The organism is Treponema sp. OMZ 855, assembly GCF_024181145.1.
Classification (GTDB): Bacteria; Spirochaetota; Spirochaetia; order Treponematales; family Treponemataceae; genus Treponema.
Window position 1 is genome coordinate 1,544,408 of sequence record NZ_CP051194.1, and the last position, 26,571, is coordinate 1,570,978.

22 protein-coding genes are annotated in these 26,571 nt (G+C 43.3%); 6 read left to right on the forward strand and 16 right to left on the reverse strand.

Annotated elements, in window-relative coordinates:
- Positions 1–4: 4 nt before the first annotated feature.
- The 11 genes from E4N65_RS06975 to E4N65_RS07025 form a co-directional block, all read right to left on the reverse strand.
- On the reverse strand, positions 5–913 hold the full coding sequence (locus E4N65_RS06975; RefSeq protein ID WP_253672448.1) for a hypothetical protein: 909 nt from the start codon (positions 911–913) through the stop codon (positions 5–7).
- Positions 910–3,492, reverse strand: a complete 2,583-nt coding sequence (locus E4N65_RS06980; RefSeq protein ID WP_253672449.1) for a VirB4 family type IV secretion/conjugal transfer ATPase — start codon at positions 3,490–3,492, stop codon at positions 910–912. Before E4N65_RS06980 ends, E4N65_RS06975 begins: the two co-directional genes overlap by 4 nt.
- A complete protein-coding gene (locus E4N65_RS06985) occupies positions 3,492–3,794 on the reverse strand; it encodes an HU family DNA-binding protein (protein WP_253672451.1) in 303 nt (100 codons plus the stop codon). The genes E4N65_RS06980 and E4N65_RS06985 overlap by 1 nt, the downstream gene beginning before the upstream one ends.
- Positions 3,787–4,041: a VirB3 family type IV secretion system protein gene (locus E4N65_RS06990; RefSeq protein ID WP_253672453.1), complete on the reverse strand. Its 255-nt coding sequence runs from the start codon at positions 4,039–4,041 to the stop codon at positions 3,787–3,789. Before E4N65_RS06990 ends, E4N65_RS06985 begins: the two co-directional genes overlap by 8 nt.
- A gap of 78 nt (positions 4,042–4,119) precedes the next feature.
- Complete coding sequence (locus tag E4N65_RS06995; protein ID WP_253672455.1) at positions 4,120–4,404, reverse strand: hypothetical protein; 285 nt, start codon at positions 4,402–4,404, stop codon at positions 4,120–4,122.
- 28 nt (positions 4,405–4,432) lie between these two features.
- On the reverse strand, positions 4,433–4,852 hold the full coding sequence (locus E4N65_RS07000; protein ID WP_253672457.1) for a hypothetical protein: 420 nt from the start codon (positions 4,850–4,852) through the stop codon (positions 4,433–4,435).
- Between the two features lie 227 nt (positions 4,853–5,079).
- Positions 5,080–6,036: an ATPase, T2SS/T4P/T4SS family gene (locus E4N65_RS07005; protein WP_253672459.1), complete on the reverse strand. Its 957-nt coding sequence runs from the start codon at positions 6,034–6,036 to the stop codon at positions 5,080–5,082.
- Positions 6,037–6,041: 5 nt separating this feature from the next.
- Positions 6,042–6,524: a ribbon-helix-helix domain-containing protein gene (locus E4N65_RS07010; protein WP_253672461.1), complete on the reverse strand. Its 483-nt coding sequence runs from the start codon at positions 6,522–6,524 to the stop codon at positions 6,042–6,044.
- Positions 6,524–7,459 carry a MobV family relaxase gene (mobV, locus tag E4N65_RS07015; protein ID WP_253672463.1) on the reverse strand — a complete coding sequence of 312 codons (936 nt, stop codon included), beginning with the start codon at positions 7,457–7,459 and terminating at the stop codon, positions 6,524–6,526. The genes E4N65_RS07010 and mobV overlap by 1 nt, the downstream gene beginning before the upstream one ends.
- A 291-nt stretch (positions 7,460–7,750) precedes the next feature.
- Positions 7,751–9,925: a type IV secretory system conjugative DNA transfer family protein gene (locus tag E4N65_RS07020; protein ID WP_253672465.1), complete on the reverse strand. Its 2,175-nt coding sequence runs from the start codon at positions 9,923–9,925 to the stop codon at positions 7,751–7,753.
- 31 nt (positions 9,926–9,956) lie between these two features.
- On the reverse strand, positions 9,957–11,129 hold the full coding sequence (locus E4N65_RS07025) for a relaxase/mobilization nuclease domain-containing protein (RefSeq protein WP_253672467.1): 1,173 nt from the start codon (positions 11,127–11,129) through the stop codon (positions 9,957–9,959).
- A 296-nt stretch (positions 11,130–11,425) separates the two neighbouring features.
- Between E4N65_RS07025 and E4N65_RS07030 the strand changes: the two genes are divergently transcribed.
- The 5 genes from E4N65_RS07030 (at position 11,426) to E4N65_RS07050 (ending at position 18,398) form a co-directional block, all read left to right on the forward strand.
- Positions 11,426–13,504: a DNA topoisomerase gene (locus tag E4N65_RS07030; protein ID WP_253672469.1), complete on the forward strand. Its 2,079-nt coding sequence runs from the start codon at positions 11,426–11,428 to the stop codon at positions 13,502–13,504.
- Between the two features lie 151 nt (positions 13,505–13,655).
- Positions 13,656–15,071, forward strand: a complete 1,416-nt coding sequence (locus tag E4N65_RS07035; RefSeq protein WP_253672471.1) for a tyrosine-type recombinase/integrase — start codon at positions 13,656–13,658, stop codon at positions 15,069–15,071.
- Positions 15,072–15,498: 427 nt separating this feature from the next.
- The gene (locus tag E4N65_RS07040; protein ID WP_044015977.1) at positions 15,499–16,116 is read left to right on the forward strand and encodes an MptD family putative ECF transporter S component; all 618 of its coding nucleotides are present in this window, start codon (positions 15,499–15,501) and stop codon (positions 16,114–16,116) included.
- Positions 16,117–16,157: 41 nt separating this feature from the next.
- Positions 16,158–16,787, forward strand: coding sequence for an energy-coupling factor transporter transmembrane component T family protein (locus E4N65_RS07045; protein WP_235619687.1), 630 nt, complete (start codon positions 16,158–16,160; stop codon positions 16,785–16,787).
- Positions 16,788–16,805: 18 nt separating this feature from the next.
- Positions 16,806–18,398: an ABC transporter ATP-binding protein gene (locus tag E4N65_RS07050; RefSeq protein ID WP_044015973.1), complete on the forward strand. Its 1,593-nt coding sequence runs from the start codon at positions 16,806–16,808 to the stop codon at positions 18,396–18,398.
- 78 nt (positions 18,399–18,476) lie between these two features.
- Here E4N65_RS07050 and metG read toward each other — a convergent pair whose 3' ends face one another.
- The 3 genes from metG to E4N65_RS07065 form a co-directional block, all read right to left on the reverse strand.
- Positions 18,477–20,864, reverse strand: a complete 2,388-nt coding sequence (gene metG / locus E4N65_RS07055; protein WP_044015971.1) for a methionine--tRNA ligase — start codon at positions 20,862–20,864, stop codon at positions 18,477–18,479.
- 280 nt (positions 20,865–21,144) lie between these two features.
- Positions 21,145–22,026 carry an Rpn family recombination-promoting nuclease/putative transposase gene (locus E4N65_RS07060; RefSeq protein ID WP_044015969.1) on the reverse strand — a complete coding sequence of 294 codons (882 nt, stop codon included), beginning with the start codon at positions 22,024–22,026 and terminating at the stop codon, positions 21,145–21,147.
- Between the two features lie 204 nt (positions 22,027–22,230).
- The gene (locus tag E4N65_RS07065; protein WP_044015967.1) at positions 22,231–22,632 is read right to left on the reverse strand and encodes a DUF1284 domain-containing protein; all 402 of its coding nucleotides are present in this window, start codon (positions 22,630–22,632) and stop codon (positions 22,231–22,233) included.
- A gap of 299 nt (positions 22,633–22,931) precedes the next feature.
- On the opposite strand from E4N65_RS07065, the gene E4N65_RS07070 reads away from it, so the two are divergent.
- Positions 22,932–24,140, forward strand: a complete 1,209-nt coding sequence (locus E4N65_RS07070; protein WP_044015965.1) for an acetyl-CoA C-acetyltransferase — start codon at positions 22,932–22,934, stop codon at positions 24,138–24,140.
- A 125-nt stretch (positions 24,141–24,265) separates the two neighbouring features.
- Here the strand turns inward: E4N65_RS07070 and E4N65_RS07075 are convergent, their stop codons facing one another.
- The gene (locus tag E4N65_RS07075; RefSeq protein WP_044015963.1) at positions 24,266–25,699 is read right to left on the reverse strand and encodes a pallilysin-related adhesin; all 1,434 of its coding nucleotides are present in this window, start codon (positions 25,697–25,699) and stop codon (positions 24,266–24,268) included.
- Positions 25,700–25,732: 33 nt separating this feature from the next.
- Entirely contained in the window at positions 25,733–26,395 is a 663-nt protein-coding gene (locus E4N65_RS07080; RefSeq protein ID WP_044015961.1) for a vWA domain-containing protein, read from the reverse strand.
- Between the last annotated feature and the right edge of the window lie 176 nt (positions 26,396–26,571).

Genomic DNA, 26,571 nt, shown 5'->3' on the forward strand with positions numbered 1-26,571 from the left:
CCTTTTATTTATCCTCACTTGTGGTAACAAACATACTGGAAGGCGTCCCTCGTTTTTGCGCCTCATTGATGGTATTTGCCGTATCGCGAGCAATGTCTTGTTGCGTTTTTTCTCTTTGGGTATGGGTTGCGTACAGCGTTCCGATTTGACTTAAATTCGTATTGAGCGTATTTACCTGCTCTCCAAGCAATTTCAGCATTGCCGCAAGCTGCTGTAACAGTTCCGTCGGGTTTTTACCGTTCATAGCAGCGGCAAACACGTCTCCGTATTTTTTTGTCGTCGATTCAATGAGCTCATTGGTATTTTCATCAAGTCCTGCCGCTAGCACCCGATCGGCTTGTTTTTTCAAAAACTTTTCCGTCTCTTTGACAAAGACAAAGTTCTCGGGACTGATACCGTATTTGCTCCAGATTGCACGCTTTTCTCTTTCGCTCATTTTTCCGGTGAAACCACGTACCGCGCGGCTCATTTGCTCATTACTCATCCACTCAGCGCCATGCTCAACAAAACGCAAAATATTTTTATTTACATCTCCGGCACCGACTAAATCGGCAATACTGTAACTTACTCCTCCCAATCGAATGTTTTGACTCTGGAGTGCTTCTTTCATGTTCCGTAAGCCTGCCAGCTGCCGGTTGACCGCAGCTCCGGCATTACTAATTTCATTACGGAAATCCCAGTCTCCATCCCATTTTAGTTTTGAAAAATCCCATGTCTTTGCCATCTCGTATGCATGTTGCAGCTGCTCGTACTGTGTCTTGAGCTGTTGAACCGTATTCATCAGTTGATCGTACGTTGCATAAAGGGTATCGATAGCCGTTAACCAATTGTTCGGATCAAAAACCGCCATTTGCGCATGGGTATGAGCTGCGAAAAGAAGAATGGCAAGAATAATACACTGTACTTTTTTCATAGTAAGCTCCTTTCATTCAATAATTCAGTGAGTGTTTGCTGATCAAAAAAATGAGTAAATGGGATTCCACGATGTTTTAATATTTCAAAAACAAGATACCGTTTTGAATTCCTTCCGTACTTTTGCTCAAGTAAATCGAGGTAGGCATGGTCGCTTGAAAGAATTGCAAGCTGCCCTTTTTCGAGGTTAAGATTAAACATACGTGTTCCGAGCGAAGATTTATAAAAATAATCGCGCATGGGCTGTGCCTTTGAAATCGCATAAATTTCCGCATCGGTTAAACCGAAATAACGGTATGCTTCTTTTTGAATAGCGTCTTGCGCGCTTCTATCTGCAAGGTAGACTTTTGTCAGGCATGACTGCACAATTTCAGGAGCGATACTTGATCGGCGAGCTGCTTCTACCTGCTGCGTCGCAAAAACGACAAACACATTGTCCTTACGGCACGTTAAAAGCCACTCTTTGATACGAGTCGCAAAAACGGGATTATCAAGATACAGCCACGCTTCATCGAGAATTAAAAGGGTGAGTTCTTTTTTCCGTTTCGGTTTTGCATTCGTTCCTTTCCAAATACGTTCGATATATTTAAATAAAAAGACAAGGGCAGGACGTACCGCTTTTTCCGATAAGTCCATAAGAGACCCCATTTCAATCATCGTCCATTTTGAATATGGAAGCGACGTCTCTGATTCATCAAAGATATTGCCGAACTGTCCTCCTTTCAGGTACGGGCTTAAACCGGCTTTAATGTCGTTTATACCAGTGGAAGGATTAGTGTAGCTCACATAGGTGGTAAAGGTGGTGAGGGTACGATCTTCAAGCGGAATATCTTTCATGAGCTTCAACGCTTCGGTAATGGCGTTCCGCATTGAAGCGTCAACGGTAACCGCCTGTTCGCTTAAAAGTACTTCGATAAAACTTGCACACCACAAAATATCTGACGGGGTAGTAAGGTCTGCAAGCGGCTGAAAGCCGATGTCTCCGATACCGGGCTCTGCATAGACGCCGCCTGCGGCCATCGTAACACTGCGTGCACTTTTGCCCTTATCAAATATGATAACGTTACTATCCGGATACTTTAAAAATTGAATGGCAATGAGCGCTAAGATTGTCGATTTTCCCGATCCCGTCGGCCCGAAAAAGAACGTATGCCCAACAGTACCGACATTTAAGTTAAAGAAAAACGGTGTCGCATAATTACTCGAACAGGTTAAAAGAGGCGATGCACATCCTGAAATACTTTCGGTAAAATCATTATGGATAATCCCTGTCCACACGGCAGAAAGCGGAATGATATGGGCAAGATTCCCGCTTGAAATTAAGGGGCGGCGGATATTCGCATAGACATTACCCGGCATCATCGAAAGAAAAGCTTCGAATGCATTGGCCGTCTCTTGGATGCTGTTAAACATACAAGCGGCTATTTCGCCTTCCAAAATACGCGCTTTCTCTTCCGCTTTCTCAAGATCGCGATCCCATACGGCAAGTGTCGAGGTGTAATAGCCGAACCGGTATAGGTCTGTCATCGCCTCTACCTGTGCAGCAGAAGCGTCTGCTTCAAGGGCAACCGCACCTTGATTTATGCGGCTTGATTCGTGCTTTTCGGTGTACTCAGTCATAATTTGCTTCGCACTTTTTCTTCCCCCATGAAAACGTCCCTGCCACTTGTCGATTTCTTTTAATCCGTCTTTTTTATCAAGACAGATAAAGCGGGTTGACCAGCGGTATTCAATGCCGGTGCGATTAAGCCGGTCAAAAATGGCAGGATACGTTTCTTGCGGGAAATCTTTAATTGTGATAACCGGCACGTAATAGTCTCCGAGCTTTAATGGAATCGTGTTTTCGATATTTGAATCGGTAATAATCTTATCCAAAAACAAAAGGTACTCAGGCGCTTTTAACGGATGCCATTTCAGTGAAACGGACGTGTGAAGATACGTAAGCATTTCATCGGAATTGAGCGGTTCAATAACAAGCGCACGCTTGAGCGTGTCTGTTATTTTACTCGTTACCGATTGAAAACTTTTTATCTCCCCCATAATCGCATCGATGTTGAGCGTGTAACTTCCTTTGCTTTTATCTCCTCCGGAAAAAAAGAAGCGAGTACTGCTTCGTTTTAAATCAGAGGGCAGTTCATACGTGAAGGAAAGGTAATATGAAGAAGCAAAATGCGTATTTTCCTTACCGGCTGAGTAGATGCCTTCCCGTATTTTATCGATAATGTATGCTGCAGGATTGTCAAATCGCGCTGAAGGATACACGGTTGTTTTATACCGTTGCGCTTCAAGTTGTAGCGCCCACCTTCCACCGAGCTGTTTTACTGCGTCATTAAAAAGTGCCGATACTCCTGCAATTTCTGCCGCCGATGCCGATTCAAGATCCGGCCCTGAAAAGGCAAAGCTTTGTAACAGTGCTCCATTCTTTAAAAGAACGAGTCCATCTGCTAACAGTGTCGCCCATGGACACCATGAGGAAAACATATTTTTTCTTTCTTTGTACCTTTTTAAGTCGAACCCTTCAATAAACCGGCGTGGTTTAAAAAGGCTTTTTAATACATTTTTCGTTTTTTTTCCCTCCATTATTTTTTTCTTAACTGTGTTCGTAATGAATGGGCACTTGTAAACTGCAGAGTCAAAACTTCTTTTTCCCCTATGTCTTGCCCTGACTGAAAATCTCTACAATGCCGAAATTTCCTTTTTTTCACCTGGAATCTGCCGATGCCGTGGATATACACGGACTTTCCTTCAAGGATTTTTTCACGGAAAAAATCCCGTAAGTATTGGCAGCTATAGAGCGCTTCCTGTACGCTTATCCTGCGCTCTTCGCTTAAAGCGAGTGCAAAATCGTATTCACGCAGATCTTCGCCTTCTTCTTTATCCATAGTAAATATCCTGTTGCAAAACCGAATCAAAAAGAATATCCAATAAATATGGATCATGCTTTGCGAGTAATCGCATGAGAAAAAAAAGTGCCGCTGAAACGATTAAAAACCACGCGCCGGTAATCTGTATCATGACCACCGTAACAATTAAAAGAAGGATCGCCGCTTTTGTTCCAATACCAAAAAGCATATCAACCTGTATAAGGCTTCTATGAACCGGTATTGCATAATCACTTATCATTTCCATTTTTTCGCACTCCACATCTTACGAGTACGGAGCGCATTGGCTATTCAATACGCTCCGTTTGTTTCGTATCAAATAGGTTTAAAAGATGCCGTTATCGGCTTCTTCACTTTCAAAACTTGTCTCACTCTCAGCTTCTCCTTTTTTCTTTACAGGAAATTTCGAGACCAAAACCGAATCGCTATATTTCCCGTTTGAAAAATCAGGAAGCCCTGAAAGGGCGATGAAGCGGTCAAGAATGATAAAACGTTTTCCGGTTTCATCTTCCATTTCACAGCCAATCCGTTGATACTGTGTTTTTTCTTTTCCATCTTTGTCCGTATATTGCCGTATCGCAGCACATAAATGCGTTACAACTTTCGCCATATTCTTTTTTCTCCTTACCTATAGTCTGTTATGCAACAAGCAGCGATACCGCTTGTACTAAGCCTCCGAGCTGGTCGGCGATATTTTCGTTTCCGTTGAAGAAGAAATTAACAATGTCTCCGGCACTCATAAGTAATAAAACGCCCATCATCCACGGAATGTATTTTTTGATAAGCCCCGGCTCGTCACGACCGACAGTAATTGCCCGCATACAAATAATGATAAAAGCTACCGCGCAGAGGGCTTTCATCCAAAAACTCGTAAAGATGCCCAAAATCAATCGAGCATAATCATCAAGCTTTCCAATGCTTCGTCCGCTATCTGCATAGGCGCATACAATTGAGATGAAAAAAACAATACAAAATGCGATTATTTTTTTCCCATTCCCTGTCCGTTTAGAGGACAGCTTTGTGCTGTGTGAAAGTTTTTCACGCACTTTCTTTTTCATGTAACACTCCTTAAAATTACAGCGCGCGATATACTGCAATGATATTGATGTTATTACATCAATATCATTGCAAAAACGTGCTGTTTATCGACACATTGAATACTTCATTGATATGAAGCTCTGCCGCCGTCATCTACCCATATACCTACCACATCTGTGATAGCGCAGACTTTATTACCGTACAGTCTATAATACTATAATATATTGCGGTTATACCATCAATAGCATCATGAAGAAATGCGCTGCATTTCCTTGATGTATTCATCAAGTCCGCTTATCGACGTATCGAGTATTTCGGTGACCTTTGGTCCCGTTTCCGTTGCAGTCAAATGCACACATACGTGTATTGCATCCGATACAGGAGGTAATGAGCCAATAATGACTTCCCGTAAAAGCCCTTGAATACGCGCAAGCATGAGCGGTGCGCTTTCTGCATGAATAGTCGTAGCATTTCCCGGATGCCCGGTCTGCCATGCCTTCAAGAGCTCATTCGCGACACTGCCGTAACGTAATTCCCCAAAAATAATACGGCGCGGCTTCATACGCATTGCCGAGGCGATTGCTTCGGAAGCTTCCTTTGAACTTGTCAAAAGAAAATGCGCATCATGTGCCGTACACTGTAATTCAGGGACATCTTCAATAATGAGAAACCGGTCATCGGGCGTGTATTCCACCATCTTGTGTAACACGGCATTTAAAAATGTGCTTTTTCCGCTTCCGGTCGCTCCTCCGACCATAATGTTTTTTCTCGCTTTAATTGCTTTTGTCACTACGTCATACTGTTCCTCCGTCATAAATGCTTGATCAACATACTGCTCAAGCGTAAATATTTTTTGCGCAGGACGGCGGATATATACTTGTGTCCGCTTTGTCCACGGCGGAAAGACCGCTTGGATACGTGCATTGTAATGAGGAATAACACCTTCAAGCGTTGGAATACGCGAGTTTTCAATCTCTTTATGGAGAACCGTCGCAAGACTTCGCGTAATCCGCTGTGTCTGTCCTTCCGTAAGATATATTCCGGTAAATTCTTTTCCTTTACAAAATTTTTCTATGACAATTTCACCGTCTGCAAGAGTTGCAATATCGGTGACTTCACTGTCAGCAAGATAACACTCAAGCGGCTGTAAATCCCGCATAAGGTTATCATATTGTCGTTTTAATCGAATATCATCATCGCTCATATCATCTATTCCTGGCTTTCTTCCACTGCATTGCTTTGTTCAAGAAAATCTTGTAAAAAATTTTCTATCACTGACGGCTGCCGGTACATTCTTTGGGTGAAACTTTTTAAAAGGTCATTACGTCGTTTGACAGCGATAGATCCAATCTGTTTTTTTTCTTCTGCCGTTTTATCGAAATAATCGACGTAATTGGCAAACTGCGGAATAAGAGAATAAAACCATAACTCCCGATGAAAATCGACCTTTTTTTCAAGAAAATAAAGGAGACTTTTTACTTGAGAAATTGCATCATAGAATAAATTTTTATCATTCACTTCTTGCGTAACATAGAGTGCAAGTGCATCACGAACAATATCGGAAAGCGACTGACGCTGTTCTTTACTTTTCAGCTGCAGCAGTTCATACAGCTTTGAATCAACTCGTGTAGCAATAAACTGCGCTTTTCTTCCTGAAAAAACCGGCACTGATGTTTTATTTGTTTTTTTCATCAAATACACCCCTCCTTCTTCACCTTTTCTCCTAGCTCCTTGACGCTCCCGACGCCCTCTTTCTCTAGCGCCTTAGCATAGCTCATAAGTTCCTGCTGGCTTAAATTGCGCCAATAATCGGCTTCTTGCCTTAGTTTGATATTATCGCTCTGTAAGCCCGCTATTTGCGTCTGGTAGGCTGTTTTAACGGCTTGTAGCCTTTGCTTGTGGACCTTGCCATATTCATCGACTTGCTTTTTGAGCGCATTGGCAGCTAGGGCATTCTTAACAACCGGCGCAAGCTGCTCCTTATACCGCTCCTCATACTCTGCCTGACTTTCGAGTAGTTTTTTCTTTGGCGGAGTTATTGCCTTATCCAAAGCCTGCACCTTACCGTAAAACTGCTTTATCGTCTGATGCCTTGCTTTCGAGCCTTTTACACCTCTATCAAGACCGAACGACTTCCCGACGGTTTCCGCAAAGCTATCTTGTAACGCGCTCATCTTCTCCCTTCCGCCAAGAAAATACCGACAATTCAGCTTTCCTTTCGGATCGATTGGCACGAGGAGTATCGATGTATGAGGAGTGGTCTCATCATAGTGATGCGTGATGAGAAAAATGCTTGATGCACCAAATACTTTTTTAGCCCATTCGTCACAAGCATTGAGGTATTCATTCGCCTTTATTCTCGTGAAAACCTCAGGACTGGCCGTCATCATCAGCTCAACCGCTCGAACCCCGTTCTTCCGCACCTTTTCCGGAAGCCGCTTGCGATATTCTGCCATTGCTCTGTCTCTGCGCTCTTCCTTCGTGCCTTTCCAGCAGCACCAGTTATCCGGTGTTTTTTGCTCATCAGCATTTAAGGTCTCGCGGGTTCTCAAGGCGTGAGAGACACTCGCTCCAACATTCAAGTCAGCCTTGAGTTTCTTTGTTCTCATAATGCAAAACTGCGCCATCCAATGCCTCCTCAAACCTTTCTTTTTCATTGCTTTATAAAGAGCTTGCCGATTATGTCTGCAACGCGCTTTTTTAATCGTCCAAAATTCGACATCTTTTGTTTTCTGTAACGAGGCTTTTTTATTGCCTTTCTTTCCTGTGTATTGGTGTCTTCTATTTTTGGCATCAGTACGCGAGTGAGCTCATCGCGGACAATTTCAGAAACAGAAACGCGCCGCATTTTGCTCTTTATCAATAAAATTTCATACAACTCTCTGTCAACTCTGATAGAGAATTTCCATTCTTTTCGTTTAGAAGACCTCATGATCTTGATTCTCCCATTCATTTTCACTCTCACCGGCTATTTGTAATTCCAGTGTGCTAATTCTCCTTTTTAATTCTTGGATACACGGATCGGAAGGATCGCAAAAATGCCGCTCACCTTCCTGCGGAAGCGGTTCAAGAAAATCGGCAAGTGTTGCGTTTTCCATCGTCGCTTCTTCGACATGGATATCCTGTCCGCTCATTAAAAAAAGCGGTGTATCTTTTTGCATGGCTTTTTCAACTTCAGCTGACCGTGCTAAAATATCGATTCCATTGTTAGATGGGAGTTTTACACATTCGCTTAAAAGCTCTTTCCTTTTTTGCGGTACACTCATATTGGCACGATCTTTAAAGCGGGGACTGTCAAAGTAGACCACTTTCTTTCCGATATACGGCATACCATTGTTAATTAAAAGAAGTGAATTCCAATCAAGTTTTGTAAGCTCATCAGGATTCATTAAGTCCCGCTGTATCTCTTGTGCCGCAAGGTTGCGGTTATCAAGCGGGCCGAACCTCCTTCCCGATTGTGAAATGTTTTCATGCACGACCGATTCTTTACCAAGTAAGTCAGTAAAGACTTTCGCATCACTGGGCTTTCTCGGCCTGAAAACAATCGTGTTTTCACAATGGTCTAAAAACGGATGTTCCTGTCCATATAATTTCACAAGCTGATTCATTGCCTGGCAGATGATTAAGAAACGTACCCCATAACCTGCAAGAACACCCATCGTTTCTGCAAGAAACGGGAAATAGCCGAGTATCGGAAACTCATCGAGAATGAAAAGTAAATCTTCAGAAAGCTTAACCGCTCCGTACTGTGTTTCTCCTTCAGAAAATTTCCTGAGCATAAATTCAATGAGTAAGCGGAATACCGGTGCGATCCGTTTAATATGTGCATATGGAACGGTCAGATATAATGATATTGGGGTCTTCGTTGAAATAAAATCTTCAATTGAAAAATCGCTTGCACATGTTGCATTTTCGATAAGCGGATCTTCAAATAATTGCAATTTTGAAAAACACGTTGAAAGGACGTCTGCTTGGACTTTCGGATTTTTTGAAAGCCTGCTTGCGCATCCGGCGATTGTCTTACAAGCGCTTTTATTGCCGCTGTGCCTATCTTTAAGCATCGCCTCAACAAGCGGATTTTTAATATCGGTTTCCGTTTGTCCTTGTGAGAAAAAGGCATTTGACTCCGATATGAGCCGTAACACGGTGGTGAGATTTTTTGCAGGGTATTGATCAGAATATTTTACATGCAAAATGACACCGGTAACAAAATCTTTGGCGCTATTATTAAAGAATTGTTCCGTCCCTGAATCTTTGGCACTATCACTTGCGAAAAGAATATCGGCAATGAGGTTCGCATCGCTATACATAAAGTCTCCGTCCCGTATCTCATCGATAATATTGATCCTCAGCGTATCACGTGAAATAGGCGAAAATTTAAGGCAGTGTGAAAATTGCTTTCGAAAACCTGCCGTAATATTCCAGTTTTCTCCCTTAGGGTCAAAGACAATAACGCTATGCGGGTAGTTCAATAGTGTTGGGATAATAACGGATACGCCTTTTCCACTCCGCGTTGGAGCGAGGCAGAGGGTGTTGGTTTTCCCCGAATGGCACAAGAGCCTTCTGCCTTCGGATATTGTTTTAAGGCGTACGGCATCATCTTTTGCATTGTACTCGGCACTGATTTCAGCATCTGCCGTCTGCCCGCATACGACGCCGGTTTCACGAAACATCCCTGCATTTTTAAGGTCTTTCTCTGTTGCCCATCGCGCCGTTCCATAAAGATGTTCTTCCTTTTGCCGTAACGAGCGAATGACATACAGAATAATAAAACCGATCGCGATTGCTGTTCCAATGAGCGCCGGCTTTATTGAGCGGAATAAATACACATCAAAGCCGGGACGAAGAAAGTATTTGATGAAACAGCCGAAGTACACAAACGGATTATACACCGGATATCCTGAAGGAAAACGAAATAACGGATACCTGACAATATGAGGATTATAGCGCATAAGGTGTGCGAAAACTTGTGTACTCCACCAAAAGCCGCCGACTACGGTGATAACCGGAATAACAAAATTAAGGATATCCATAATGACCGTTATTTTTTTTCGAGTCGGCTTACCTCGTATAAATTCACTTTTCTTACTCATCTTTTGCTCCTTTCATTTTCATATAAAATGCCTACGTATTTCTGCCATAAAGCGTGATCTTTCCTCGCTGCTTTCCACTCCCGTGGGTATTTCCGCCGCGATACCTCACTGTCTTTCCAATAAAACGCTCTGCGATATTGTGCAGTGTCGGAACATAATAAATCCCTTTTTCCGTCTCAAGGACAAACCCGTTATTCCATGTATCTTCGTCATTCATCGTATACACCTTCTTTATAATTCCGGTGAGCTCCTCTTTTCCTTGATAGACACTCACCTGTTTTCCGCTTCCTTTATAAGTATTCCATACTTCAAGGAAGCGGTTATACCTGCCCATATTTTTAAGCGATTCATCCCATCCGTCTTTAAGCTCATACCGGCCGCTTCCGGTATGACAGGCAAGATCAAGCGCTGATAAGTACTCAAGCCGCTTTTTTACTGACAGTGAATCATGGGTGAAAATAATTGCTTTACTTCGCTCATCACGTCTCCATGCACTTGCCTGTATTGCTTTATCAATTGCGGTAAAGCGATTACTTTTATATAAGTCGCTTTTACTTTGCCGAACTTCTTCGACCGTACGATACCCTGAAAGTGAAGTACATACTTCCTGTGCCATCACACGAAGGGTATGTTTGATAAAATCTTTCGGAAATCGTTCAATAACACGCCCATTTTTATCGACGCCATTGATAAGAAGGTGTACATGCGGATGCGCGGTGTCGTAATGTGCTGCCGCTTGATAATAAACATCAAGCCCGTAAAGCGTATTGATTTTTTTCACCAGTGTTTCAGTTAAGACTTTTAAGTTTATATCGCTTCGCTCGGGAGAAATAATAAACTTAAAATGTCTATCACTCATGTGCGCCTTATATTCTTCGCTATCGCTTCCGAATAGTTCAGGTTTTTCAAGAACCGCTTCTTTATTTTTTTGCGGCATATATTCTTCCAGATATTTTTGATGCGCACTCATTTTTGTCCCATAAAAAAATTTCACCATGCAGCGCTGCTGACGCTTTCGTAAAGAGCCGACTATTCTACCGCCGTTTTTTGGCACCCCTATTTGTCCACCGCTGTGCAGTCGGCGTTTGAGTCGAGTAAAAAGCTTTTGCGCTTCTTTCATGTCATTCTTTTTATGCGCGCGCTTGATCTTAAAAAGATCTTTTTCGTATGCACCAAGCCTTTCAAGGTTCAACTGTATTGCCATCGTTTTCCTTTAAAATTAAATAGCCTCACTTGAGGCTATTTAAGCCTCAAGTGTATTGCTAAAAACCGGTAAGAACTGAAAAATCACCAAAACGCCCCATGTATAACAAAATTATATTTGATGCACCAAATATAATTTTGTTTGCTCAGATAACATTGCGCACAGGTGTTCACAAATTTCTATCTCATGCACTAGGCAGAAAAAAAAATGCGTTAACATTCCTTTATCTTGCCTCTTTAGGACACCTGTGAATATAGCATATTGATGTTATTACTGCAATACTTTATATTATTTTTATGACTTTTATTTTAACTGAAAAACCTTCCGTCGCTAAAGCATTTGCCCACGCCCTCGCTGTTCCCTTTACCGGCTCCTACTATGAAAACAACCGCTATCTTATTACCAATTGTCTCGGACACCTTTTTCAAGCATTCGATCCTGAAGATTATGAAGCACACTATAAAAAGTGGAGCCTTTCGGATTTGCCGATTATCCCTCACACAATACGTTTTAAAAAAATTGAAGCGTCAAAAAAACAAGCTAACCTTGTCGTGTCATTATTACAAACACACCAAAGTGACACTATCATTATCGCGACCGACGCAGGCCGTGAAGGGGAGCTTATTGCTCGCATTGTTTTAAGCGAAGCGGGTATCACTGATACGAAAAATATTTTTAGATTTTGGACATCTTCTGCGCTGACCCCGCCTGTCATTACAGAGGCCTTAAAAAAGGTGAAACCGTTAAGCGACTATAATGATATCGCTCGTCAAGGCTATGCCCGCCAAAAAGCCGATTGGCTTGTCGGAATCAATATCTCCCGTCTGTTGTCTCTCCATGCAAAAACACTCCTTTCGGTCGGAAGAGTGCAGACAGCCGTACTCGCCGAAATATTCAGGCGGGAAAAAGAAATCGCCGACTTTATCCCAACTCCTTATTATGAGTATGTCGCGGAAATAGCCTCAAGTGAGGCTATTTTCACGGCAAAGGCCTATACGCACCATGAGGACGGTTCAATCACAACAGCCTTCCCAAACGACTGTTTTACTCCTGACCGGTTTTCAAAAAAACCGGTAGTCGTACAAGAAATAAAACAAGAACAAAAAAAAGAAGTCCCTCCGCTCCTTTTTAATTTAAGTGCCCTGCAACGTGCTGCCTTTGCTTCTCTTTCCCTTTCTCCCGACCAAACCCTTGCCATTGCACAAACACTCTATGAAAAGTATCAATGCCTCTCGTATCCCCGCACTCCAAGCCGTGTGATGGGAAGTGCTGACGTTCCGCTTATTAAAGATATCTTTGAACGTATGAGAGCTGTATATCCTGAATATACGGACGCTGTTGATACTGCGTTACTGGATGCTCGTAATGCTCGTCTCTTTAATGATGCGCAGCTTGAAGATCACCATGCACTAATCCCCCTCCAAGCAATTCCCGATACTGCTTCAAAAATTGAAAAGGCGGTATTCTCTCTTGTCGTAAAACAATTCTTTGCTTCTTTTTCTCATCTCTTTGTTTATGAAATGCAAACACTCTTTCTTATGATAGATGGTGTACCTTTTATTGCACGGGGACGGAAGACGCTTGAAATCGGATGGAAATCGCTTTTTTTAAAGGAAGGTGAATCCTCCGATGAAACCAGTGTACCGGATAAGGGTGAAGAAAATACTTTTGATGATATTGATACAACTCATCTTCTTTGCAAGGAAGTACGAACAGAAAAAAAGAAAACACAGAGTAAAAAGCCCTATCGCTATGATTCGCTTTTGCAATTTATGGAAAAGCCGAAAGAGAACGGAAAGTACAGTGCCTCCCTTGGCACCGAAGCAACCCGCGCTGCAATTATTCAAACGCTCTTGGATCGCGCCTACATACATGAGGAAAAAAAGAATCTTCATCTTTTGGAAAAAGGGATTTTCTTAATTCAGCAGCTTGAAAAATTTCTGCTTCTTTCTCCGCTTATTTCAGCACGGGAAACAGCCGAATGGGAATATGCCTTAAAAACCGATTCAAAAACGTTCTTAGAAAAAATAGAAGCGTTTGTCTCGAATGTCTGCAAAGAGCAGATTTCTATAGCCGTATTTGAAAAACAAAAAATTGGTACCTGTCCGCTCTGTGGCGGCGCAGTTGTTGAAATGGGAAAAGCATTCTCTTGTAATCAGTATCCCGTTACCGGCTGCCGCTTCACCATATGGAAAAAAACATACGGCACGCTTTTATCTGCTTCTGATGCAGCACTGCTTTTAAATGGAAAATCCGTGCGCAAAAAGAACTGTAAAAGCAAAGCCGGAAAAGTTTTCTCTTGCATTCTTTCCCTTGTTAATGGTACAATAAACTTATCGTTCGACACATCAAAAGAACGAAAGATACGACGGTAAGTATGCGCCGCCTTTATCGGAAAAATATGGACAGGGAGGGGTGTTTCATTTCATTATGAAACAATTGCCCCCGGTATACAACGCGAATACCACCCTTCCATAAGTATTTTTATTTCCTGATAGAAGGATTTTTTAAGGAGCACACGAACTGATGAAAACAAAAAAATATTACCTTTATCTCCGCGGCGGCATTTGGTATTGCCGCTTCACCGATCCGGTAACCGGCAAACCCTTAACAGCCCGCTCAACGGGTAAGTCTTCCAGACAAGAAGCTGAAGAAGTCGTTATTGCATGGCTCTATGGCGGCATACCGAAAAAACACAATAAAGAAGAAAAACAAACCCTTGAAGTTCATGCGGTTATCGAAACATTCAAAAAAATGATCGTAAATAAGCGTATTCCTTCCGATGAGCTTTCTCACATTCTCTCCCTCGCTTCTTATATGTACGGTTTATCCTCTTCCGTTCATCCTTGTGATAATCAAAAAGAGAGCGAGCATCCTCAACAACCACCACACACTGAATCGCTCGACGTAAAAAAAAACGCTACCGTAAATAGCCGTGCATCTCTTTCATTTGTCGATTACACCTTAGCCTTTTGGGATTGGAAATGCTCCCCCTATATTGCCGCCCTCCGTGAGGAAGGCGTACCGGAAAAACTCCTCCCGGGGAAAACACGGTTTCAAAAAATACGCTATATGCTGCAAAAGCGTTTATTCCCGTATTTTAAGAATACCCCGCTTCATACAGTAACGGCCAAAGACATCAATAAATTTCTTGTCTCCCTTTTGGGCTCTCTTAAAGTAAGTAGCCTCAAGAAAATGAGTGAATGGCTCCAGCAGACGGTTAAGTTCGCCTATAAAGAAGGGTTACTCGATACTGATATATCTTCGCAAATTCATCCGCCGAAAGGAGAATGTGAGATAAAGCCCATTTTAACCATCGATCAATCGGTACAGCTCTTTTCGACTACTGAACATTTTAAGAATAAAATGCACTACTGTATCAATAAACTCGCTCTGGAAACAGCCTGCCGTATCGGTGAAGTCGCTGCTCTTAAAATTTCCGATATTCTTTTTAATGACGGCGAAACGCAGGCAACCGTGCGTATTACAAAAAACTATCATTTCAGTAGCCATATCTTGAAAGACACAAAAAACAAATCTCATAAAGAAGTTCCTATTTCCCCGCACCTTACCGTCTTATTAAAGGAATTCATTGAGACCCATCCGCAAAAAGATAACGACGATGCGTTCTTGTTCTATAATAGCACAAGGGCAGATCGTCCCATCGGGTATGATTCAATACGGAAAGAATTTATCCGCGTGATGAAAGCGCTCGGCTTTTATGTACCGCATTTGAGTATTCATTCCTATCGTCATTTAGCAGCTGTCATTTTATGGGATAAAGGATTCCTAGAGCGGGAAATTATGATGGTTACCGGACATAAAAGTCTTTGGGTATTACGCCATTACTGCAACCATGAAACGCAGGCGAGGAAAGAAAAGAAGCGAGAGATGAGCAGGGCAATTGCACAAGCAATTACAAGCGAGACGCTTATTGCATAAATATATAAAATGTCCAAAAATATATCAAAAAGGGCTTGACTTTTTATGAATATGGTGTACGATAGCAATATAGAAAAAATAAGTGTAGAAAAAGCTGTAACGATTTTTTAACGATGATGCTTTTTCGTGTGCTATTAACTGCTGTTTTAGGGGCAAACCCCTTGAAAAAACTTTCCTTTTTACTATCAAGTTTCGTGCGTGCACAAAACATCACTACTGTATGGAACCACTGCCATCCTTGGCAGTTCGGTCGAATAGTCTCAATTTTTCTGCGGGGATATTAAAAAAACAGCCTGATGCGTTTACCCTGGCCAATTTTCACGGCTTTTTGGATAGGTTTTGACTGAATGGAGTGGAAAACAGCTGTTCATTGCCGCTATAGTATTCTCTTAAGTTAGTAGGTGCTAACTCAAGAGGAGGAAATACTATGGAAGTAAAAACAAACGATTCGGCTCGACTGCGGTTAAAGGATATTATCACGCTTTCGATTTTTAATATTGCGATGCTGGTGATTATGGTTATCGTTAAGATGGTTATGACAATAGCGGCAACACCCGCACTCGATTACCTTTTTTACGTCGGCGTGATGGCTTTTTTCTGCGCACCGCTCTACATTGTTATGTCAAACAAAACAGCAAAACACGGAACATTCCTTGTAACGGCAATTTTTTGCGGATTGATGATGGCTGCGTTCGGTTCGGCATGGTTTTCTGCAGTGATGCTTGCAGTAGGTCTCATCTGCGAGCTTTTGATGCTTGGTAATACTACCTACAAAAACCCGGTGCGGAACGGTATCGGCTATGTGGTATATTGGACGCTGTACGCTTGGGGTAGTTCAATTCCGTTGTTCTTTTTTAAAGAGCCGTATTTGAAGAGCTTAGGTGATTCATATACCGAAGAAGGCAAGCAAGTGTTGATTCGTTTTTACGGTTCGCTTGATATGATGCTGCTTATCGGTTTGATTTCGGCGGCACTTGCGGCTGCAGGTTTTTGGGTCGGTATGCTGTTTTTCAAAAAACATATTCAAAAAGCAAAGTTAGCGTAAAGCCAGTGCGGAATCTCGACCCCCGAACACACCTTGCTGTTATGCTGTGCGCCACGGCTGTTTGGTTCTTCTACGAGCAGATCGGGCAAATGCATTGCCTGTGCCTGCTGGCAGGCTGTTATCTGCTGCAGGTGAAGGAGGTGCGAACGGCAGGGCGTTTGTGCTTTTTCTATACTATTCTCCAAGTACTTGCCCGGATCTGTGCGCCGCATACAGCGCTGCTCTATGTGATCCTGCATACCCTTGCCCGATCAATTCCGCTCGTGATGTTCGCTGCCGCCATTGTAAAAAGCAATCCGAGTAGGCTGATGGCAAGCTGGCAAAGCCTGCATATTCCTAAGTCCGTGACGATTATGCTCTGCATGATGATGCGCTTTTTTCCGGTACTGTGGAAAGAGATGGCATCGATTCGGGAGGGGATTAAGGCACGGGGATTGTTTCCGCATTGGCATGATTATGTCCGTCATCCGGTTATTGTGTATGAAAGTTTTTTTGTACCGTTTACCGTTCGCTGTTTAAAGCTGTCGGCAGAATTGGGTGCAACAGCGGAACTGCGCGGTTTGGACGCTCCTCAAAAACGAAGCAGCATATATGCCGCTCCGCTATCTGTCTACGACTACCTTGCGGTTGGACTATACGGTACCGCAATGGTTCTCATTGCCATTGTGTAAAATACGGTTGCTATATCTATGATTACATTTTGTGATGTATCGTTTTGTTATGGGGAAGCGGAGCTTGCGGTAGGGAACCGGCAGGATGCTTGCATTGAGGGAATGTTCTTCGATATACGGAACGGGGAATGCGTTGTTTTGTGCGGAAGATCAGGGGCTGGAAAGAGTACCGTGTTGAGGCTGATCAATGGTTTAGCTCCGGCATTTTACGAGGGAACACTACATGGTTCGGTGCTGGTTGCCGGGAGAGAACCTGCGTCTATGCCGCCTGAGCAGCGAGTGCGGACGTTCGGAGTTGTGTTTCAAGACCCGCGCAGTCAATTTTTTATGAACAGTGTGCAGGATGAAATTGCGTTTTCCGCAGAGAATATCGGACTGGAGCCGATGTACGTGAAAGAAAAGGTACGAGAAGCGGCTGCACTTCTTAACATAGAGCCGCTGTTATGCCGAACCGTTGATACCCTATCGGCAGGGCAAAAACAACGGGTAGCGATTGCTGCAGCGCTTATTTTATCGCCTCAAATCTTGATCTTAGACGAACCTGTTTCTAATTTGGATGCGGACGGTATCGAAATTCTTACCGGTCTTTTGGCGGAGATTAAAAAGCGGGGAACAACGATTATCATCAGTGAGCACCGGCTGCACACATTTTTAGGAATTGCAGATTCATTTTTGCATATCGAAAACGGTAGGGCTGCACACCGGTGGACGGCAGAGGAGTTTTGCCGTTTGCAGGAAGGTGAGCTACGGCAATTCGGATTTCGCTATCCCGGTATGGCGGACTTATCTTTGCGGACAAATCACATTCATACAACGGAAGTGATAGGAGCAGCTGAAAGAGCCGTACTAAAAAAAACGCAAGGAAGAGCCGCAGCAGTAGAAACGTCAACACCGGATCCGGTTGTAAAATTACCGGAAGCGGCAAAAATAGAGCCGGATGCATCGCGAGCTGCTTTATGTGTGTCGAATGTAACGTATTTATACCGGAATGGACGGTATACGGAATGTCACGGCGAAGACGGTTCCGGTCGGGCAATGGAATGCGGTATACGGAATATCAGTCTTACATTTCCGCAGGGGAGTATTACTGCACTGACCGGAAAAAACGGTGCCGGTAAAACTACCTTGTGCAAGATACTGTGCGGACTGTTGCGGCAGCAGAGTGGATGCATTACCCTGCACGGACAGAAGCTCTCGTGTGCACAGCGGCGGCGAATGAGCTATTTTGTGATGCAGGATGCCGATTATCAGCTGTACTCCGACAGCGTCATCAATGAGCTGCTGCTGGGACGAAAGCTGTCTCAAAGCGTAAAAGAGCACGCGGAAAAAGCACTTGAGCTGTTCCGCTTGCAGGCGGTACGGAACCGGCATCCTGCGTCGCTATCCGGCGGAGAAAAACAGCGGGTGGTAATTGCCGCGGCGTATTGCTCGGAAGCGCAGCTCTTTGTGTTCGATGAGCCGACCAGCGGTATGGACGGCGAAGGGCTTTTAAGTATGGTGCAGTGGGTTGATGCGCTTGCACAAGCGGGAAAAACCGTTGTCATTATCACCCATGATGAGCTGTTGACCGAACTCGCTTGTGATTACCGGTTAAAAATTATACACTCTTGATCATTGAGTATTACCGTAACGGCAGTCCCCTCCCCTACAAACACACCTCCGTGTATTTTCACGGAGATATCTGCGCTGTTACTGTACCGTACCGGTTTTAACGTGCTTCATTACGAGCGGTTTGCCGTTTACCAAGAGCTGTTTTCCGGCAGCGCATACGCGGAAATCTTCTACCGTAAAGGGCACCGCAAAGAACATCTCCGCATCAATAGCTTGCGGTTTTTGTACCGGCGACGTAGCTGCTTCGGCATCTCCCAGCATTACCGGTGTACCGGCAGCCGCACCGGGCATTCCGACCAGTTCAACCCGCTCGGTTCCGTCCGCATCGGTATAATGAGACGCTAAGAGCATTCCCTTCGATTCAATACCGCGCATTTTCCGCGGCTTTAAGTTTTCTGCGAGGATAATATCCGCACCAACCAGCTCTTCCGGCGCAAAATACGGCGCTAAGCCGGAAAGGATAACCCGCCCACCTTCCGATCCATCGTCAATGGTTTCCACAAAGAGTTTATCCGCATCGGGATGTTTTTCCACAGAAAGGATTTTCGCAGTTTTTAACGAAATATAATCGGTAAACAGCTGTTCGGGAGAAATATCCGCCCATTCCGGCTTGGCTTTCTGCTTCTCGTTTTTGCTTCCCGCATTCTGCTGTTTTTTTCCGCCCTGTTCTCCGCCTGCTTGCTTTCCCGCAGCCTGTTTTCCGGCTTGCGCGGCACGTTCCTTTTGACTGCCTGCATAGCGCTCACGATATGCTGCAATCGCATCGTTTTCCAGCGTTTTAAAGATGATTGCAGGCTTTTGCACCCGCTCCAAACCGCTCCGCTCCAAGAGGTTTTTCCACGCAAGGGTATTTTCAGGACGGGGCTGTACGGGATGTTCCCAGTCAAAGACATTGCCCGACCATATCTTAATACCTAAGAACGACGCAACCGCATCGGCGTATTCCGGCATATACGGGTGCATCAATATCAGCAAATCCTTGATTAAATAGCACAGTTCAAAGAGGAGCGCCTCCGCTTTTTCGGGATCAGCCTCGCGGTTTTTCCACGGCTCTCCGTCTTGGAACGCCTTGTTGGCAACTGAGGAAAGTGTAAACAGCTCGTGGAAGGCATCGCGCAGTTCCGCTTCTTCAAGCAGTGCGGTAATTTTTTCAATGCTATACTTTGCTGCAGCACGCAAGCCTTCCGTTACCGCACGGACATCCTCACGGGCGAAAGCCATCCCATCCCGCTGCGGGATAACGCCGTCATAATAACGCGACACAAAGGTGAGCGTCCGGTTTATCAGATTACACAGGTTCCCCACCAGCTCGCTGTTTACCCGCTCCTGAAAATCCTTCCACGTAAACAGGGCATCATTCTTTTCGGGGCGGTTATAGAAGATGTAGAAGCGCCACATATCCGCCGGAATCCCTGAATCCTTAGCATCGGAGCCGAACACGCCGATCCCCTTCGATTTGGAGAATTTGCCGGACTCGTAGTTGAGGTACTCGCTGCTTGAAATATGATGGAGCTTTACCCAATCCTTCCCCGATGCAATGAGTGAGCTGGGGAAAATCACCGTATGGAAGGGGATATTATCTTTTCCAATGAACTGAAACAGCTCGATGTCGTTTTGCTCAAGCCACCAGTTTTTCCAATCGGCTCCGGTTAAATCGGTAAAGCATTTTGTAATAGAGATATAGCCAATCGGGGCATCAAACCAAACGTAGAATACCTTATCTTCAAAACCCGCTTTCGGAACAGGGATGCCCCATTTCAGGTCGCGGGTGATGGCGCGTTCCTGTAAACCGTCGCGCAGCCATCCCTTGGTCATCTGCACGGCATTGTTGCTCCACTGCCCTTCTACGCTTGCTTTCTGCATCCACGGTTCATACTGCGGCACAATGCCCGGCAAATCGATGTAGAGGTGCTTGGTACTGCGCGGCTCCGGCGCAGCTCCGCAGGTTGAACAGCGGGGAGCTTTTAGTTCGGTCGGCTCCAGCAGCTTGCCGCAGGCTTCACACTGATCGCCGCGCGCATCTTCGTAACCGCAGTGAGGACAGGTACCGCGTACATAGCGGTCTGCCAAAAAGCGGTTACAGTGTGCACAATGGAGCTGTTCCATCGAATGTTCTTTTATAAAGCCGTTTTTTTCAATATCTTTAAAAATCCCCTGAACGATTTCTGTTTGCTGAGGTGTGGAGGTGCGTCCGAAGTAGTCAAACGCAATATTGAACCAATGATAAATATCGCGGTGGATCGCATGGTAGTAGTCGCACAATTCGCGCGGCGTTTTCCCTTCTTCGAGGGCCTTTGTTTCGGTTGCCGTACCGTATTCGTCGGTACCGCATACATATAAACTCGTATATCCGCGGAGCCTGCAAAAACGCGCAAAGACATCGGCGGACAAGACTTGAATTAAATTCCCGAGATGCGGGATATTATTCACATAAGGAAGGGCTGAAGTAATCAATTTTCGTTTCATATCGGGCTATTATAGTGTTCGGGACAAAATCAGTCAATCTTTTGAAAATATACGGCGCATCTACTTCGTTGCATCATTAAAAGTGTACACGGATGTACAAGTGTACACGGATGTACAATGGAAAGAAATGCGTAGTCGTTTTGAGCGGTGAACCGCATTGGGCTGCTGTGGGATTTGCTCATTTTCAGCCTCCTACAATCCTTATGCGACTTTTGGAGGAAAATGGCTGGAAAAATTACTATAATTCACATCAAAAATTCATCATTCCTTAAATTAAAATTTATTTAAGTGCTTCCACTTCTGCTTGAGGGAGTCCTACAATTTTACAAATATCGCTAAGGGGATAGCCCATTGTAAGCATGGTTTTTGCCGTTTCGAGCGCTTTTTGGCGGGAACCTTCGGCAAGACCGAGCGATTTGCCTTCAGCTCTCCCGCGTTCAAGACCTTTCCGTTCAGACTCGCTTATCATCGAGAGCCGGTCGCTTTCATATTCCCACGCTGCCTCATACCGCTTCCGCTCTTGCTCATCTAGATAAAAGATATCCATTACTTTGTTTGCCTTCGCCATTACAGGATTCCCTTGTGCGAGCATAGACCGCTCCTCCTTACTGTCTGTTTTGATAAACATAAGCCATTTTTCTAGGCTTGTCAAATTCTCTTTTTGCAGCTTTGTTAAGTCTAAAAAGTGAATCTCCAAAAGCTCATCCAAGAGTGTTTGTTCTTCCGTTTCCCGTATCTGATAGATTGAATGTATCTTTTCACTCAGCTTAAACGGGCTATTCAGCACATTGATTGCAATACACTTTTTCAACTGCGCATACTGGAAGCCGCTCATAAAATGTTCATGGATCAGTTTAGAACAGTAAAAGATACTGCGTTTAGGATAATAATCAAAATAGGTATTCTGCATCTCTACATCGATTTTACGGCCGTCGCGTAAGCGGATTTTTATATCGAGCCGCCCGGTTTTATCGTTGTAGAATCGGGGAATCTGTTCACTGTTTTCGATACGAACATCGTCAAAATCATCTGTGCTCAAAAGGGTAACCAAAGAGAGGAATTCAATCATGATGTCTTTATTTTCCTCGGTACCAAAGAGCTTTTTGAATGCGTAGTCGTTTCGTGCGGTGAAACGCATTGGGATATTCGGTAATTTTTGCATATTTGCCTCCTACAGTCCTTATGCGACTTTTGGAGATTTTTGGCTAAAGAAAGTCAAATTTTTTGAGTTTTTCCTGTGCTGTGCAAAATTAAAAAAAAATTTCCGCTGAAATTCACCGTAAAAATCAGACATCTTGAGTCCGATCGTCACAGTTTCATCTTACTTTCAAAAATGCACTGTATTTTTATTATAGCATTCCATATTTTATTTTGCGAGTAAAGACCGTTTTACATCAGCGTAACAGCAGATGCCGGTTTGCTTCCATTCACAGCCACGGCAAATGCACTCGTATACGGGTTCGGTTAATCGGGCTGTAAGTACCTTTTCTATTTCGGTATAAGTATATGTTTTTCTTTCCAATCCGAGCTGCGATAGGACAGCTTCATCAAAGCCCATTACTTTTGCTTCCGAGCGGCAGTGATTGCCGATTCTTTCGGGACATAGGGCGCAAATGGCATCGACGCCTGTCACTAAGGTAATATCGCAGCCGGTTTTTAACCGATCGATAACACGCTGCATATTTTCAACAAATGCGGGAGAATAGCCGTTACCTTTAAATGCACGGGTGCATAACAGATGGTGCGGACGCAGACAGAGTGTTTCCATGTATGATATTCCTTGCAATGTGTATTTTAGAAATTCATTCTAAATTGTTCCGAATTATATCAAAGAGCAAACCGTCATACAAGAAAACATTCTCGTAGAATAATTAGGGCTGATAAAAAACCGCCTGATGCGTTTACCCTGATCGCCTAATATAGTCAGATTGTTGTAAGCGTGATATGATAGAATCATACAGGGGATTTATCCTAACTAAAGGATAGTTCTAAATTACTTCATAAACCAAAGTTTTTAGAAATTTTCTTTAACGTAAACATATTCCCCGGATTTCTAGGAGGTCAAAAATGACATTATCAAAATCGTATATTGTCAGTGCAAAACGTACTGCTATCGGGAAATTCCTCGGCGGATTATCCGCCGTACAGCCTAAAGACATGGGTTCAGCAGTAGTAAAAGCGCTGCTGGAAGATGCAAAGGTAAAGCCCGATCAGGTTTCGGAGCTTATTTGCGGTAACGTACTCGGCGCCGGACTCGGACAAAATATCGGACGTACCATCGCATTGGAAGCGGGAATCCCCGAAACCGTGTGCGCTCATTCAACCAATATGGTCTGCGGTTCCGGCTTGCGGACGGTTATGGAAGCGGTCATGTCTATTCAAGCGGGCTTTAATGATATTGTTGTTGCAGGCGGTGTAGAATCAATGTCTCTTGCTCCGTATCTCGTACCCGCAAATACCCGCAGCGGAAATAAGATGGGAAACTGGCAGGCGGTCGATCACATGATTTATGACGCCTTAACCGATGCCCGTGCAAATATCCACATGGGAATTACAGCCGAAAACATCGCGGCAAAATTCAATATTACCAGAGCAGAGCAGGATGAATTTGCATTCGCCTCCCAGCAAAAAGCGATTGCCGCTATCGATGCAGGCAAATTTAAAAACGAAATAGTTCCGATTATCATCCATAATAAAAAAGGCGATATCGTTTTTGACACCGACGAATACCCCAATCGTACCACCGACCTCGAAAAACTTGCAAAGCTCAAACCTGCCTTTAAAAGCGACGGTACCGTTACAGCGGGCAATGCATCGGGAATAAATGACGGGGCTTCTTTTGTACTGATTGCAAGTGAAGCAGCCGTAAAGAAATATAACCTAAAACCTCTTGCGGAAATTATCGGCATCGGGCAAGGCGGCGTCGACCCGCTCGTAATGGGATTAGGTCCCGTTCCGGCAATCCGTAATGCATTAAACTATGCATCGCTGAAACTTTCCGATATGGAACTGATTGAATTGAATGAGGCATTTGCGGCTCAGTCTCTAGGTGTTATCCATGAATTGGTACAGGAGCACGGTGTTGATCGTGATGCTCTATTAAAACGAACGAACGTCAACGGCGGCGCCATTGCGCTTGGACATCCGGTAGGAGCTTCGGGCAATCGTATTTTAGTAACCCTCCTGCACGAAATGATTCGATCGGATAAAAAGCTCGGTCTTGCTTCTCTGTGTATCGGCGGAGGTCAAGGTACTGCCGTTATTGTAAAACGATAAGATAAAACACATTCCGCTGCCGAAACAGTCAAAGTCAAGACGCGGTATTCTGCGATATTCCGCGAGGTAGAATTTTATACAAAAGCTCTGCCTCGCGGATATGTTACGGTATGCATCTCAAAAGCTTATTCAAATATAAGCGGTGATTTTCCAATCGGTGTAATACCGCTCAACGTAACGGAAACTTCTATTAAGCTTAATCGCTTACCGGCATTATCAAGTATAAGACTAAAAAAGCGCTCATTATTTTCAGTGTCTTTAAGCTGCAACACAGTATTACCTTTTATCTGCAAAATCGTATACCATCCTAATTGCTGCACCGTATCTTGCAGCAAGCGATACGAATTATCCGAAAAAGATAAAGAATAACCCTCTGCACTTGCCCATGTTTTTTCATCCGCAGTTAATATCTTTTTTATATTGTCAAGCATGGTACTGCTCTGCACTTCTCGTACGGTATTGCTTATTTTTCGGTATGTTCCATCCCAGTTTGATGCAACACCGATTTTCAAACGTGCAATATCATCGATAACTCTTACATGCACCTCATCAACTCCAATCAACTCAATACTGATGCGCCGATGAATACTCGAAATAGAAGCATTTTTTGTAGAAAAATAAATACCGAATCTGCGCGGTGTTATCGAATCAATAGTGAACAGTTCTTGAATATTATCAACGGAAAAAATGATTTCATTTTCTGACCGGTTAAAAAAGATACTCCGGTTTTGATCTCTTTTTGCACTTGGCTGATACCATAATCCATCAAGAAATTCTTGAAAAGAATTACTATCCCCTGTTTGAAATTTTTGAAGAAATTGACTTTCAATTCTTTTTCCGGGAATCTTTATTTCTTTTGTTTGCACAAAAGATTCTTTTTTAGCATTCCATGTATATTGTTTTTCTATTTGGTTGAGCGTATTTGGAGCATCTTTATCGGAATAATATGCAGATATCGTATAATCGGAAATCGAATTATTCTGTTCATTTTTCAGTATAATTTGACCGTCCGCTTGTATACCGGCTAAAGAATTGATACTGATCATTTTATTGTCATCGATTTCCAACGCATACATACCGAAAACCTGCATACTGTCGGCATTCATTCCATTATACGCTATAACAGGATATGGGTACTCTTGTACCATTAACGTATAAACGGAAAGCGTTTTCGCATGGGTTGCTTCCGTTTTTATTTCTGCCGCTCTTGTAAAAGTGTAAGCATCATTATCCTGTAAAAATATAAAAAGATAGATGAATTGATCGGATAATTTTTTTGCAGCAATAATTTTATCTTCTTTATTATCACCATTCAGATCCGCTTGTATATCCTCAACAAGTACCTCATCGCTGAGCAGCGTAATAACCGATTGTACGGTTTCCGGTATTACTTCCGAAGCGGAAACTTCTTGCTGATGCAATTGCGGCGCAACGGGAATAATTGTTTGAGCATTCCGTGGTATTACCTGCATCCGTTGGCGAACAATACGCTGATAAGTCAATAGACCGATAATAACAATAACCGCCGCAATGCAAAGTATATAAAACAATTTTTTCATCTTTAAAAACGCCCTGCTTTATAATTCCGCAATTTATTTTTTTTCTTCGGTGATAAGCACTTTATTTTGGTCATCATTACTACGGGGCACTCCCTTATTATCAATAATATTCGTATAGAGTTCTTGAGTCGTTTTAACAACCTTATCCTGAATATCCATATCCAGTGTTATTTCGTACCAATTATCATGTTTGATAATGCGCGCTTCTGCAAGATACGGACTTTTAAACGATTCCTGTTTTCCGCGATATTTTGATGTCCACGGCGCATCTTGTTCAAGATCCGTTACCAATAATAAAATTTTATATCGGTTGTTTTTTCCTCGTTTATTTAATGAATCTTGGATTGCATCCAATGCACTGCCGATATCGGTAAATGCACCGTTGGGAGTAATATTGTCGATTGTTTTTATCAATGAATTACGATCGTTTTCATTTTTAATAACTAATGTTTGTAATTCATGAGGCTTTTCATAAAATTCCCAGACAGTTATCCAATCATCAGGTATCAGCATTTCGGCAACGAGCGTATCGCGTACCCATTTATGCAAACTCTCGAATTTACCGGGTTCATTCATTGATTGCGATTTATCAATCATCAAAAAAATATCGACGGGAATAGTTCTTTCACCGGCAAATACCGTAAAAGAAATAATAAAAAAAGAAACAGCAAAGAAAATAGATTTGATTTTCAACATAATAACTCCTTTCATTACAGATATTGTATAACACCCTTCTAAAAATACACCGTGTTTTTAGATATAACCTATAGTATTACAAAAAAAAGAAAGTAAAAAGGGGGGAGAAGCCTTTACATTTTATCAAATAGCCTTATAATGAGAAGTGTGTTAGTATATCCGTCACGGATATAAAT